The following is a 12,857-nucleotide window of genomic DNA, read 5'->3' on the forward strand; positions in this document are numbered from 1 at the left end:
CTCGCTCCTCACTCGCAGTTGAAGCCTCTTTACTGCCAGGCACTGTAGTTGCTCTCTCAGCTCCTTGGTCTTTCATAGGTATAGGGGGTATGCCTATCATGCACAATGCATAGCTAGGGAGGGTATCCTATGGGCCATATTGCAGCAAACAAAGAAAATCTTCTCAAACGCGTAAAACGCATAGCCGGACAAATCCAAGCCGTTGAACGGGCATTGGAATCGGATCTCGATTGCGCCAAAACACTACACCTTGTTGCTGCCACTCGCGGAGCAATCAACGGCTTAATGGAGGAAATCATCGAGGACCACGCGCGGGAGCATGTCGCGAACCCTGCGCTCAGCGAAGAAGAGCGTAACAAGGGCGTCGAAGAGCTTCTTGAAGCCATTCGCCGTTACGCCAAGTGAACGCATCTAGGTACAAACTCATGAGCAGCACCAACATCAATTACACACACGACCACGTGTTCCTTGGCTCAGCGCACGACGAAAATGCCAAGCGTACGCTTTGGGTTGTGGCACTGACGGTGGTGATGATGGTTGGCGAGATCACCGCCGGCTATATCACGGGTTCGATGGCGTTACTGGCCGATGGCTTCCACATGGCAACCCATGCCGGCGCATTGGGCATCGCGGCGGCCGCTTACGGATACGCAAAACGCCATGCTTCCAGCCAGCGCTACAGTTTCGGTACCGGAAAGGTTGGAGACTTGGGCGGATTCGCCTCGGCACTGATTCTCGGTATGGTCTCCCTGGGAATTGGCATTGAGTCTGTCATGCGCCTCTTGCAGCCAACGGAAGTTCAGTTCGGCACCGCTACGCTCATCGCGATTGCCGGTTTGATCGTCAACATTGTCAGTGCCTTGTTGCTGGGCCACGGGCACAGTCATGGGCACGATCACGATCACGGCCATGCCCACCACGGGAACGACAACAACCTGAAATCGGCCTACGTCCACGTCATCGCAGACGCGCTGACTTCGGTTCTGGCCATTGCTGCACTGCTCGCCGGCCGGTATCTCGGCTGGGTTTGGCTAGACCCGGTCATGGGCATTGTCGGCGCCATTGTTATCGCGCGCTGGGCATGGACCTTGATGGGGGCAACCGCAGGAGTACTGCTGGATCAGACAGACGCACACGTTGCCGAGGAAATCCGCGAAATGGTTGAGAAACCGGGGGATGCCACTATCACGGACTTGCACGTCTGGCGGATTGGACCGCAAGCCCATGCGGCCATCGTCAGCGTCCTTGGTGAGGCCACTGCGAACGCCGATAGAATTCGTGAACGTCTCAAGCCGGTCTACGAAGTCAGCCATCTGACGGTCGAGTTTCGACCTGTCTGATTCAGCGCCTCCCCACCATTGTCTCCAAAGGAACCCGCAATGCCTCCAGGGAAACGTGAACTGGCACGAATCGAACGTCGGTTGATGACCACGCTCACCGAAGCATGCGAAACAGCAAAAGGTGAAATCGAAGGCTTTACCTGGCTCACTCATGCCGCTGACCTGAACGCATTGGCTGAAACCCTGAATGTAATCTGGGTGTTCGAAACCCAGGCTGACAGAAAGCGCGCCCTGGTTAACGCTAAGGCGCGCATCTTTGAGTTGACGGCCTTAGCGTTGAATGAGGCCAACATCGATCTGATCCCTTCAAACCTTAACGTCCGCTTCGACTCTGAGGAGGAGTGCCAGCGAACTCACGGAGGTGACTGGAACACCCGCCTGACTCAATCACGTGTGTCCAAAGGTGGCTGACAATGGCTAAAGAAATCGAGAATCCCTGCATCTCAGTTTGCCAACTCAGTGGTGATCTGTGTGTGAGCTGTGGGCGAAGCAAGGAAGACATCAGAAAATGGAAACGCATGAAGCGGCCTGAAAAAATGGCCGCTGTTCAAAGGGCGAATGTGCGCTTGAAGGGACTGAAGAAAGCACATGGGTAGTCACTTGCCCAGGTTTACCGCTTTGGGTCGTTATGAGCCCCTCAGCTTTGATTCAACGCTCACCTTACCGGCGGAACGATCCACGGAAACCATGGCTTCGCTGTCCAGTGACTGAATTGCTTTGGTGATTTTGCTGACGCAGCCGCCGCAACCAATGCCTGATACATTTAAGACGAACATGGTTATTCCTCTTGTGCTGAGCGGTCTCTTTTCACCGCAACAACAGGATCAACGTTGACACCATGGCAAGGTCAAGAGTTATGTATTTCGGGCTGCGAGCATCGGTGATGCTCAATCTATTCGGGTATTCCTCAGTCTCAAAGCATTGAAAACTACAGACGCAGAACTGACGCTCATGGCTAGCGCAGCGATCATTGGTGACAGTAGGTGCCCCGTCAGCGGGTAAAGCAGGCCTGCGGCGAGGGGAATACCCATCGAGTTGTAAATAAAAGCGAAACCCAAGTTTTGCCGCATGTTTCTTACTGTTGCGACCGAAAGAGCCCTTGCTCGTAAAATCCCCATCAGGTCGCCTTTTACCAGCGTGAGTTGCGCGCTATTCATCGCAACGTCAGTCCCTGTCCCCATGGCAATGCCCACATCTGCTCGCGCCAGGGCCGGAGCATCGTTGATACCGTCACCAGCCATGGCGACCTTCCGGCCGTATTGCTGGAGGTCTGCGACCAGACGCTCCTTGTCCTGAGGTTTCACTTCACCGTGGACTTCTTCAATCCCCATCTCCCTGGCGACAGCCCGAGCGGTGGTGAGCCCGTCGCCAGTAGCCATGATGATTTTGATGTCATCAGCCTTGAGCTTGGTGACTGCTTCTTTGGAGGTCGGTTTAATTGGATCTGATACTGCCAGCAACCCTGCCAATACCCCGTCGACTGCGAGGTAGATGATGCTGATGCCGTCAAGACGCAACAACTCTGCACGCTTTTGTAGGGGCTTGGTGTTCACGCCTGCGGCTTCCATTAACGCGGTGTTCCCCAGCTGGATCTTCTTGCCATCAACGATGCCACTGACCCCGATACCTGAACCAGACTCAAAGGATTCTGGCTTGGTGAGCTTAATGTTCTCGGTTCGGGCGTGATCGACGATGGCATGAGCCAAGGGATGTTCGCTGCCCTGATCAAGGCTGGCAGCCAGCTGAAGAACATCGTGGGGATTGAAACTGGGTGTGGCCTCCACACTGTGAAACACTGGCCGTCCCTCTGTCAGGGTGCCTGTCTTATCGACAATCAGCGTGTCGATCTTGCAAAGGTTTTCGATGGCACTGGCATCCCTAAACAGCACGCCCATGCTGGCTGCTTTACCTGTCGAAACCATGATCGACATGGGCGTAGCAAGACCCAACGCACAGGGGCAAGCGATGATCAGCACGGCGACAGCGTTGATCAGACCAAACACCCAACTGGGCTCAGGGCCAAAAAGCCCCCAACCGACAAATGTCAGTATCGCAATCGCGATAACACCCATCACAAAGTAACCGGCAATCGAGTCGGCCATTCGTTGCATTGGTGCTTTGGAGCGCTGTGCCCGAGCGACCATCTGTACGATCTGTGACAGCATGGTCTCGGCGCCGACCTTCTGCGCCTCCATTACCAAGCTCCCATGTGTATTCAGCGTGGCGCCGATCAGGCTATCTCCAGCTCTCTTCATTACCGGCACTGGCTCGCCAGTGAGCATGGACTCATCCACCGCACTTTCACCCTCCAGTACTGAACCATCAACTGGCACCTTTTCACCTGGTCTGACCCGTAAGTGGTCTCCTAGGTGAACATGGGTGAGAGGAATGTCTTCCTCCTGGCCATCGGCATTGATCCGGCGTGCGGTTTTGGGCGACAGGCCGAGTAGGGACTTAATGGCGGCGGAAGTTTGCGATCGGGCTTTGAGCTCAAGAATCTGCCCAAGCAAGGTCAGCGAGATGATGACTGCGGCGGCTTCGAAGTAGACGCCGATGCGTCCATCTTGCATGAAAGTGGTGGGAAAACTTTGAGGAAATACCGTTGCCGCGACGCTGTAAAGATAGGCTGCGGCGGTACCCAAACCAATCAGAGTCCACATGTTTGGACTGCGATTTCTAATAGAGGCTATACCCCTTACAAAAAAGGGCCAACCTGCCCATAAGGTCACCGGAGTCGCCAGAGCGAGCTCGATCCAGTTTTGGATCGAGCCATGAAGGAGTTGTAACGGGTGTCCCACCATGGCGAGTACGGTCACTAGCACTGTTAATGGCAGCGACCACCAAAAGCGTCGGGCGAAATCACGGAGTTCAGGATTTTCTTCTTCATCGAGCGCGGGCATGACTGGCTCTAATGTCATGCCACATTTAGGGCAGTTGCCTGGTCCGGGCTGGCGTATTTCCGGGTGCATCGGACAGGTAAATTCAGTGCCTGTTTGTACCGCAGACTCTGGAGTGGTGGCGCGGGATTCGGCGCTCGAAACATTCCCGCTGTAGCGTTCAGGATCCGCTCGAAACTTCTCCTGGCATTTCAGGCTACAAAATTGATATGCCTGTCCCTGATAAGACTCACCAAATTTACTTGGTGAAGTGACTGCCATTCCGCACACCGGGTCACGCAGATCATCGTCATTGAGCGGAGCAGCATGGGCGTGACTGTGTTCGTGGTGGCTCGATATGGTAGGCATGGCTATTTCCCTTTTTCGTCCTTGTTGGTTGCTGTCTGATCGCCATGGCTATGTCCGCCATGTCCATGTCCATGTCCATGTCCAAAAAAATGCATCAATGGACAGATCAACAGAATCAGATAAGGCCAAAATGGATAAACGTGGCTGAAATGCTCCCGCAAAACGTAAAAGGCACCAATCGCAATAAGCATGATCAGTACAACGCCTGTTTTGCGCCTCCAAAATGGTGCGGTGGTGTTTCCATCCGGATGCTGATGGTTATTCATGATCTATACCCCACTGTGTGAGCATTGCTGTGATCTCTGCGACAGAGCGTAGCCAACTCTTGTATCGAAGCGGTGTTAGCAGCCAGCTCTGGCTTATTTCAGGTCAAACTGACCGACCATCCCCGATTGATAATGCGCCGGCATGTTGCAGGCAAACTGAAGCCCAGTGCTGTTGTTGAAGGTCCAGATTAACTCCTGGGTTGCGCCTGGCTCGATCAGGATGCTGTTCGGGTCGTTGTGTTCCATTCCGACCATCTTCATTCCACCCATGCTGTGGCCCATGTCGCTCATCGCTTTCCCGGTACCAGTGGGGGTCAGCGTCCCGTTCTGGAGCATGCTTACCATTTCTTTTTGGTGCGCTGCATGAGCAGCGGCTTTGCCGATGTTGAACTCGTGCAGCATCAAACCCTCATTGCGAAGGACAAATCGAATGGTTTCACCAGGTTTTACGTCGATGCTTTCAGGCTTGAAGAAAAGATCACCCATCTCAACCTCCACCGTACGGGTAACCTCAGAGGCGACTCCAGGACGACCGATGTCCTCTTTCCCATGACCTACGCCTGCCATGGCCGTTGCACCGAATAGCAGGGTGATTGCTGCGATGACTGGGGTAACGAGCTTAGCTTTCATGGTGACCTCGGGAGTAAGTGGGAAGCACCGGCTATGCTAATGATGCGGAGCTGCCAGTTAACTGACCTGAACATTACATTTCCGTCAGTTTTCGAAATAAATACGGCGTCCAGATGACGCCGCATTCAACAAGACTGTTTAAAAAGCTCTTTCCAGCGAGTTGCTCACTGGTGGTTCTCTGAAAGCATCAGCTTGTGCTCGCGTTGCATTTGACTCAGAACGTCGTCGACAATTTTGTCGTGTTTTTCCATCCAGGCCAGGTGCTGCTGGGGTGACATTGAGGCGTCTGGATGATCTTTATGGAGTTGGCTCATGATGTCGCCGAGCATCTTCATATGCTCGGCCATGTGGACATGACGTTGTCCTTCAGGGGCTTTTTCAGCTTGAATCAGTACGGCTTCAGCCCTGTCGCGCAGGCCTTCCATACGCTCTATCACCCGGTCTCCGCCACTTTCAGCCCATACAGAAGCTGAGACGAGTATTGAGCTCACAAAAAACAGCATTTTCAGGCGATTCATGGGGGCAACTCCTTATGGAATGATTTTTCCGGCTCCCAAACGTTTCATGCTGAAGAGTCGGTCGAGCACCAGGAAGTACTCATGCTTGAACCCTAGACAGCGCTCGCTGACATCTACCTGAAGCCAATATTACTTTTCTGTCAGTTGCTGGTTGGCTGGCGTGTTTCGTTGCAGACTGCGCTTCATCATTATCCGAGAGCCACCCTCATGAGACTTCTGGTTGCTGAAGACGAACCCAAAATAGGTATCTATTTGCAGCAAGGACTCACGGAGGCGGGGTTCAATGTGGATCGCTTTACCAATGGCAAAGTGGCGCTACAGCACGCTTTGAGCGAGGCCTATGACCTGCTGATTTTAGACGTCATGATGCCCGGGCTGGATGGCTGGGAAGTACTTCAGAAGGTTCGTGCATCCGGAAAAGATGTTCCCGTGCTCTTCCTCACGGCGCGGGACCGCGTTGAGGATCGAGTGAAAGGACTTGAACTCGGGGCAGATGATTACCTGATCAAACCCTTCGCATTTTCTGAACTGTTGGCTCGCGTCAGAACATTGCTGCGTCGGGGTAACGGCGCTCCCTCGCAAACCTATATGAAATTGGCTGATCTGGAGGTGGACCTGCTCAAGCGTCGGGCCATTCGTGGAGGTAAGCGCATAGACCTTACGGCCAAAGAGTTTGCGTTGCTTGAGCTGTTGCTACGACGTCGAGGGGAGGTGCTGCCAAAGTCACTTATCGCCTCCCAGGTTTGGGATATGAACTTCGACAGCGATACCAATGTTATCGAGGTTGCAGTGAGAAGGTTGAGAGCCAAGATAGATGACGACTTTGAGGTCAAGTTGATTCATACCTCAAGGGGAATGGGTTACATGCTCGACGCACCTGATTCGGAGTCGGAATGAACCGGATGTCCCTGACGACTCGCATGAGTCTGATGTTCATGCTCGCGGTAACGGCCGTTCTCACCGTTGCCGGACTCAGTTTCAATAACCTCAGCCGGCATCACTTCAAGATGCTGGATCAGCAGGCGCTGAACGAAAAACTCCATTCGACTCAAAGAATTCTAACGGGGTTGAACAGCATTGATCAATTCAGTGATGTTAAGCCTGAGCTGGAGGCGTTGCTTGGCGCTCACCGTGATTTGACTGCCCTGATAATCGATGGCGGCGGCAAAATACTGTTTGCTGATCCCGGTCCCGTCGATGTTCCGGAGGAATTCCGCACAATCCCAAACAACAACGTCTGGGAGTGGCGAGATCAAGAGCAGATGTTCCGTGGCGTGACAGCACAAGCCGTTGTGACGGGGCAAGACAAGCCATTGACTGTCATGTTGATCTTTGACGTTACTCAGCACATGTCCTTTTTCGAGACGCTAGAGCGATGGTTTTGGATAGGGCTGGTGATCAGCGCGCTGGTCAGTGCGGCGCTGGGCTGGATGGTTGCAAGCAGTGGCCTGCGGCCTATTCGCCAAGTCACTCAGGTCGCGGCCTCAATGTCAGCTAAATCACTCAAAGAACGAATTCCATTAGCACCGGTTCCCAAAGAACTTCAGCAAATGGTGCTGTCATTCAACGCAATGTTATCTAGGTTGGACGATGCGTTTGTTCGCTTATCGAATTTCTCTGCGGACATTGCTCACGAGTTGCGGACCCCCGTCAGCAACTTGATGACCCACACCGAAGTGGTGCTTTCTAGAAAAAGGAATATCGAGGACTACGAAGACAATCTGTACTCAAATCTTGATGATTTGAAGCGTATGGGGCGAATGATTGATGACATGCTTTTTCTGGCGAAGTCTGACAATGGTCTGATCACGCACGAGAACAAACCGATAGACTTGGTGGAAGTCGTAGAGAAATTGCTCGAATACTACCGCCTGTTGGCTGATGAGCGAGGTATTGAGCTCACGGTTTCAGGAAGGGGCAGTGTTCGAGGCGATGTTCTTATGCTCCACAGAGCCATTTCTAATCTGCTCTCAAATGCGCTGCGCTACACCTATGAAGGGAAGACGATCAGTGTCGAAATCCTCCAGAAGGAGATGTCGGTATTGGTCGTCGTGGAGAACCACGGAGAACCCATTGCCCCCGAACACCTTGAAAAGCTTTTCGATCGTTTTTATCGCGTGGACCCAGCGCGGCGAGAAGGAAGTCCAAGCAACGCAGGGCTAGGTCTGTCGATTACCCGATCAATTATTGAAGCGCATGATGGCAAGATCTGGTGTACGTCATGCGACGGGAAAACGGCCTTTCATCTAGAGTTTCCTAGTGTTGACTTGAAGGTCAGCTGAACAACGGCACATTTGTGATCAACGGCGATCTCTCAGACTGCGCCCCGCGTTCCACTTTCGTTATTTTTGAATGAGTGAAAACCCTGGTATCGCGGGCACGCGGTCTCGTCTTTAAATCCCGCTACGCCCGCCAATTCGCGGCCAAGCACCCGCGTCAAGCTGACTGAAATGTAATCGAACAGTTTGCGTTCGTGTGGCATCGTGTTCTTGCACTGTGACGTTGGGGCCTAGTGAGTTTCTCGTGTTCACCCTGCCCTAGAACAAGGCTACTAGCTAATCATCAGTGGTTTTAACAAGAATCGAAAAGTAAAAACTAGATATTCCCAAACAAACCTCGAATCAACAGCTCTTGCTGTGAGGAGTCTTGCATGTCATTCCTTAAAACTACGACCGTAGCTGTTGCACTTACCGCTGGTTTGCTTCTGAGTGCAGTTGCTCAAGCACATCCAAAGCTCCTTTCTTCGACTCCGGCAGAAGGCTCGAATGCGGCGGCCCCTTCGAAAATTGAACTGCACTTTTCTGAGAATCTCACCACTCAGTTTTCCGGTGCAAAACTGATCATGACCGATATGCCTGGCATGCCGAACTCCCCAATGGGTGTTAAGGCCGCCGTCGCTGGTGGCGGTGATCCGAAAACGATGGTGATTACACCGGCAGCACCTCTGACCACCGGTACCTACAAAGTCGAATGGCGTGCTGTCTCCTCGGATACTCACCCGATCACCGGCAACTTCTCATTTAAAGTGAAATGATTTATGAGCGACTCAATAAATATTGTGGTTCGCTTTGCTCTTTATTTCGACCTGATGTTGTTATTCGGATTGGCAATTTTCGGCTTGTACAGCCTCAGGGGAAAGGAAAGAGTATCGGGCACGGTCTTGAATTTTGAGTCGCTTCTTTACGGTACTTCTGTTGCAGGTGTAGCTCTATCCCTTGTCGCCATGCTGTTGCTTGCGAAAGCAATGAGCGGTGTGTCGGAGCTTATGGAGCTACATCACCATATTTTTGAAATGGTCCTCATGGGGACGACGTCGGGTTGACCTGGATGGTCCGAATAGCTGCCTTGGTGTTGGCAATTATTGGCGTCGCGTTGAACAAGCGATTTCCGACACCCAGTCTCTGGATCGTCACCGTATGCGGAGCGATTGCGTTGGCGACGTTGGCTTGGACAGGGCACGGCGCCATGGATGAAGGCAGCCGACGCTACTGGCATTTCATAACCGATATATTCCATCTTCTAGCCGCAGGTGGCTGGCTGGGTGCTCTATTGGCATTCGCTCTACTGCTGCGGTTGAAATCGCTAAAGGGCGAACAAGAAGCTCGAATTCTTGCACGGGTGCTGACTGGTTTTGAATCGGCCGGCGCTGTAATCGTAGTGATTATAAGCATCACAGGCGTAGTGAATTACCTGTTTGTCATCGGTCCAAATCTCGATGAAGTGATGCTCACTACGTACGGTGTACTGCTGTTTTTGAAGGTCCTGCTCTTTGCCGGGATGATCGTGTTAGCCACGCTGAACCGCTTTCACCTAAGTCCGGTATTGGAGCGGTCAGTTCGAAATGGAGAGTACTCTGCCGCGGTCAATGCCTTGCGCCGCAGCATGACACTCGAGTTTTTAATGGCAGTCATCATAATTTGCCTTGTCGCATGGTTAGGCACTTTAAGTCCGGAAATGGAAATGAGCGCGGAATAGATGTACCTGACTTCGGAGAGGTGACGAGCTTCTTGGAAACCTGCATCTCACCTGACCCGAACGCCAAACTCGACTAATCACAGCGGAGGGCTGATCAGCGTATTTTTGACAACTTTTTGTGATTAACGTCTCAAACAGCAAAATACCGGAATTTGATCGCAAGGTGCTGGAGGTTTTGCGTGAACCCTTGGAGTCGGGCCATATCGTGATTTCCCGCGCCCGCGACCGCGTGAGTTTCCCGGCGCGCTTTCAGCTGGTAGCGGCGATGAACCCCTGCCCTTGCGGTTACATGGGTGAGCCCACTGGGCGTTGTCGCTGCACGCCGGAACAGATCCAGCGGTATCGCAACAAGCTGTCTGGCCCCTTGCTGGATCGGATTGATCTGCACCTGACCGTGGCGCGTGAAACCACTGCGCTCAATCCCACCCAGCAGGCTGGAGATACCACGGCAACGGCCTCAGCCCAGGTGGCCGATGCGCGGGAACGCCAGCAACAGCGCCAGGGTTGTGCCAACGCCTTTCTTGATCTGCCGAGGCTGCGTGAGCACTGTCAGTTGGCGAAAGCCGATGAAAGCTGGCTGGAGAGCGCCTGCGAGCGGCTGACTTTGTCGCTGCGGGCGGCTCATCGGTTGCTTAAAGTGGCGCGCACCCTGGCGGATCTGGATCAAGTGGACAATATCAGCCGGGACCATCTGAAGGAGGCGCTGCAATACCGCCCGGCTGCGATCAATTGAGCCTGGCGCCACCCACATTTTTGTACCGCAATGGCTTCAGCGGAAGCGATCCACTTCATGCCGCAAGCCAGCCGCCAACGTCTCCAGTTCCTTGGCTGTAATCGCCAGGTTCGACACCACTTCCCGCTGCTCGCTGTTGGCCAGCGCAATGCTCTGCAAGTTGCTGCTGAGCAACGTCGCGGTGCTGCTTTGCTCTTGCGTTGCCGTGGTGATCGCCGCGAACTGCTGGCCGGCCGAACGGCTCTGCTCGTCGATACGCGCCAGGGCCGAGGCCACGTCGGCGTTGCGCGACAGGCCTTCCTGCATCAGCGTGTTGCCGTGTTCCATGGTGCTGATGGCGTTCCCTGTCTCCCGCTGGATGCTCTGGATCATCCCGGAAATTTCATCGGTGGCTTCGCGGGTGCGCGAGGCCAGGTTACGTACTTCATCAGCCACCACGGCAAACCCGCGGCCCTGCTCACCGGCGCGTGCAGCTTCGATAGCGGCGTTGAGCGCCAGCAGGTTGGTCTGTTCGGCAATGGAGGTGATCACGCCGACAATGCCGCCGATTTCCTGAGAACGTTGGCCCAAGGTGTTGATCACTGTGGCTGTGCTGTTCAGGGCGGTGGCGATATGTTCCAGTGACGATGAGGCTTCCTGCATCGAGGTACGGCCGATACGGGTTTGCTGGGCATTCTCTTGGGCCAGACGCTCGGTGTTGCCCATGTTGTCGGCGATATTCAGCGACGTTGCACTGAACTCTTCCACCGCGCCGGCCATGCTGGTGATTTCTCCGGACTGCTGCTCCATGCCCTCATAAGCCCCGCCGGACAACCCGGACAACGCCTGGGCACGGCTGTTGACCTCTTCGGCCGCATTGCGGATGTGGGAAACCATGGTCGACAGCGCTTCACCCATCTGATTGAAGCTGCGCGCCAGTTGGCCGATTTCATCATGGCTCGACACGTTGAGACGCGCACTCAAGTCGCCCGCGCCCAAGGCTTCGGCCTGGCGCACCAGGTCGCTCAACGGCTGCAGTTTGCTGCGCAGCAGCCACACCGTAGCGCCTACCGCCAGCAGCATCGCCAGCACGCTGCCGATCACCAGGCGAATGCCTACTGCCCAGGTCACCGCGCGGATTTCAGCTTTCGGCATGCTCGCGACCACGGCCCATGGGCCGCCATCGAAGGGCACCGAAACGCTGTAGAAGTCTTCGTTCTTATCGCTCCAGAAGCGACCTTTACCTGGGGTCTGGCCAAGTCCAACATCACAGGAACCGCTTGATCCAACGCCTGCACACCGGCTGGCGGCACCAGCCAGCGCTTCTGCTCGTCTAGCAACGCCAGGGAACCGGTCTGGCCGATGCGAAAGCGCTTGAGGTTCTCGAACTGCGCGGCCTGGGCGTCGGTGTAGTCAAAACCGATGAACAGCACGGCGATCACTTTGCCGCTGGTGTCGCGCACGGGGCTGTACTGGGTCATGTAGGAGCGGTCGAACAACACCGCGCGGCCGATATACGCCTGGCCACCGAGCACACGCTGGTAAGCCGGCCCCTGGCGGTCAAGCACAGTGCCAATGGCGCGGCTGCCGTCCTGCTTGGTCAGGGAGGTGCTGACGCGGACAAAGTCGTCGCCGCTGCGCACAAACACGGTGGCCACGCCGCCGGACATCTGCTTGAACTCGTCGACTTCAGTGAAGTTGTTGTTGAGCACTTCGCTGCCCAGCAACAAGCTCGGCGTCTGGACCCCGGCCACCGCGACCATCTGGTCCGCCTGCACCCGCAACCCGGCGCTGAAGCGCTTCTCAAACAGTCCGGTCAGCCGCTGGGTGCTCTCGCGCAGCGTGCTGTGGAACGTATTGAGTTGGTCGGCGAGCAATCGCGCTTCGCTGGCCAGGTGCTCCTCGCGGGTATCGAGGTTGGCGGAATCGAGGGAACGCAAGGCGAAAACAGTACTGCCGCTGATGACGACAGCCAAAATCACGGCTAACGCGAGGCCTAACTGCGAGGCGATCCGGGCGCGAGGTTGAGACATGACAGCTCCTGGCCGAGGCCAGGATCATCCTGATCTCATAGCGCTGCTCGGCAAATTATCTGGTGGGAAACGTTGGTGCACGATGGTTCCAACACACCTACTTCGGCTGCGCCTGGCAATACTTGAGCGGATCGCAGG

The 12,857-nt window shown here is 54.7% G+C and carries 11 protein-coding genes and 4 pseudogenes; 9 read left to right on the forward strand and 6 right to left on the reverse strand.

Annotated features, from left to right (window positions below):
- Positions 1–129: 129 nt before the first annotated feature.
- From IQK56_RS05860 to IQK56_RS05875, 4 genes are read left to right on the forward strand one after another with little or no spacing between them, the layout of a single operon-like run.
- The gene (locus tag IQK56_RS05860; protein ID WP_050683285.1) at positions 130–405 is read left to right on the forward strand and encodes a metal/formaldehyde-sensitive transcriptional repressor; all 276 of its coding nucleotides are present in this window, start codon (positions 130–132) and stop codon (positions 403–405) included.
- Positions 406–425: 20 nt separating this feature from the next.
- Positions 426–1,340 (forward strand): CDF family Co(II)/Ni(II) efflux transporter DmeF, encoded by a 915-nt coding sequence (dmeF, locus tag IQK56_RS05865; protein ID WP_193863534.1) that lies wholly within the window; start codon positions 426–428, stop codon positions 1,338–1,340.
- Positions 1,341–1,379: 39 nt separating this feature from the next.
- Complete coding sequence (locus IQK56_RS05870) at positions 1,380–1,751, forward strand: hypothetical protein (protein WP_050683283.1); 372 nt, start codon at positions 1,380–1,382, stop codon at positions 1,749–1,751.
- 2 nt (positions 1,752–1,753) lie between these two features.
- Positions 1,754–1,936 (forward strand): DUF1289 domain-containing protein, encoded by a 183-nt coding sequence (locus IQK56_RS05875; RefSeq protein ID WP_050683282.1) that lies wholly within the window; start codon positions 1,754–1,756, stop codon positions 1,934–1,936.
- Between the two features lie 48 nt (positions 1,937–1,984).
- On the opposite strand, the pseudogene IQK56_RS05880 reads toward IQK56_RS05875, so the two are convergent.
- The 5 genes and pseudogenes from IQK56_RS05880 to IQK56_RS05900 all read right to left on the reverse strand — a co-directional run.
- Positions 1,985–2,116, reverse strand: a pseudogene (locus IQK56_RS05880) (heavy-metal-associated domain-containing protein); the annotation flags it as partial.
- A gap of 111 nt (positions 2,117–2,227) precedes the next feature.
- Positions 2,228–4,585 (reverse strand): heavy metal translocating P-type ATPase, encoded by a 2,358-nt coding sequence (locus tag IQK56_RS05885; protein ID WP_193863532.1) that lies wholly within the window; start codon positions 4,583–4,585, stop codon positions 2,228–2,230.
- 2 nt (positions 4,586–4,587) lie between these two features.
- Positions 4,588–4,851, reverse strand: coding sequence for a DUF2933 domain-containing protein (locus IQK56_RS05890; protein ID WP_193863531.1), 264 nt, complete (start codon positions 4,849–4,851; stop codon positions 4,588–4,590).
- A 93-nt stretch (positions 4,852–4,944) separates the two neighbouring features.
- Positions 4,945–5,481, reverse strand: coding sequence for a cupredoxin domain-containing protein (locus IQK56_RS05895; RefSeq protein WP_050683279.1), 537 nt, complete (start codon positions 5,479–5,481; stop codon positions 4,945–4,947).
- A gap of 164 nt (positions 5,482–5,645) precedes the next feature.
- A complete protein-coding gene (locus IQK56_RS05900) occupies positions 5,646–5,999 on the reverse strand; it encodes a co-regulatory protein PtrA N-terminal domain-containing protein (RefSeq protein ID WP_024078227.1) in 354 nt (117 codons plus the stop codon).
- Between the two features lie 207 nt (positions 6,000–6,206).
- Between IQK56_RS05900 and IQK56_RS05905 the strand changes: the two genes are divergently transcribed.
- The 5 genes and pseudogenes from IQK56_RS05905 to IQK56_RS05925 all read left to right on the forward strand — a co-directional run.
- Positions 6,207–6,896: a heavy metal response regulator transcription factor gene (locus IQK56_RS05905; RefSeq protein WP_024078225.1), complete on the forward strand. Its 690-nt coding sequence runs from the start codon at positions 6,207–6,209 to the stop codon at positions 6,894–6,896.
- The gene (locus tag IQK56_RS05910) at positions 6,893–8,281 is read left to right on the forward strand and encodes a heavy metal sensor histidine kinase (protein WP_193863530.1); all 1,389 of its coding nucleotides are present in this window, start codon (positions 6,893–6,895) and stop codon (positions 8,279–8,281) included. Before IQK56_RS05905 ends, IQK56_RS05910 begins: the two co-directional genes overlap by 4 nt.
- Positions 8,282–8,649: 368 nt before the next feature.
- Positions 8,650–9,033 (forward strand): copper homeostasis periplasmic binding protein CopC, encoded by a 384-nt coding sequence (gene copC, locus IQK56_RS05915; protein ID WP_019821291.1) that lies wholly within the window; start codon positions 8,650–8,652, stop codon positions 9,031–9,033.
- Positions 9,034–9,036: 3 nt separating this feature from the next.
- Positions 9,037–9,974, forward strand: a pseudogene (gene copD / locus IQK56_RS05920) (copper homeostasis membrane protein CopD).
- A 139-nt stretch (positions 9,975–10,113) separates the two neighbouring features.
- Positions 10,114–10,707 (forward strand): annotated as a pseudogene (locus IQK56_RS05925) (ATP-binding protein); the annotation flags it as partial.
- Positions 10,708–10,743: 36 nt separating this feature from the next.
- Here the strand turns inward: IQK56_RS05925 and IQK56_RS05930 are convergent.
- Positions 10,744–12,719: pseudogene (locus IQK56_RS05930) on the reverse strand (methyl-accepting chemotaxis protein).
- Positions 12,720–12,857: the final 138 nt, after the last annotated feature.

The organism is Pseudomonas cyclaminis, from assembly GCF_015163715.1.
In the GTDB taxonomy this organism is placed as follows: Bacteria; Pseudomonadota; Gammaproteobacteria; order Pseudomonadales; family Pseudomonadaceae; genus Aquipseudomonas; species Aquipseudomonas cyclaminis.

Excerpts from the sequence above, each read along its gene's own strand:
- IQK56_RS05860 (WP_050683285.1), top strand. The coding sequence starts at position 130 with ATGGGCCATATTGCAGCAAACAAAGAAAATCTTCTCAAACGCGTAAAA.
- dmeF (WP_193863534.1), top strand. The coding sequence starts at position 426 with ATGAGCAGCACCAACATCAATTACACACACGACCACGTGTTCCTTGGC.
- IQK56_RS05870 (WP_050683283.1), top strand. The coding sequence starts at position 1,380 with ATGCCTCCAGGGAAACGTGAACTGGCACGAATCGAACGTCGGTTGATG.
- IQK56_RS05875 (WP_050683282.1), top strand. The coding sequence starts at position 1,754 with ATGGCTAAAGAAATCGAGAATCCCTGCATCTCAGTTTGCCAACTCAGT.
- IQK56_RS05885 (WP_193863532.1), bottom strand. The coding sequence starts at position 4,585 with ATGCCTACCATATCGAGCCACCACGAACACAGTCACGCCCATGCTGCT.
- IQK56_RS05890 (WP_193863531.1), bottom strand. The coding sequence starts at position 4,851 with ATGAATAACCATCAGCATCCGGATGGAAACACCACCGCACCATTTTGG.
- IQK56_RS05895 (WP_050683279.1), bottom strand. The coding sequence starts at position 5,481 with ATGAAAGCTAAGCTCGTTACCCCAGTCATCGCAGCAATCACCCTGCTA.
- IQK56_RS05900 (WP_024078227.1), bottom strand. The coding sequence starts at position 5,999 with ATGAATCGCCTGAAAATGCTGTTTTTTGTGAGCTCAATACTCGTCTCA.
- IQK56_RS05905 (WP_024078225.1), top strand. The coding sequence starts at position 6,207 with ATGAGACTTCTGGTTGCTGAAGACGAACCCAAAATAGGTATCTATTTG.
- IQK56_RS05910 (WP_193863530.1), top strand. The coding sequence starts at position 6,893 with ATGAACCGGATGTCCCTGACGACTCGCATGAGTCTGATGTTCATGCTC.
- copC (WP_019821291.1), top strand. The coding sequence starts at position 8,650 with ATGTCATTCCTTAAAACTACGACCGTAGCTGTTGCACTTACCGCTGGT.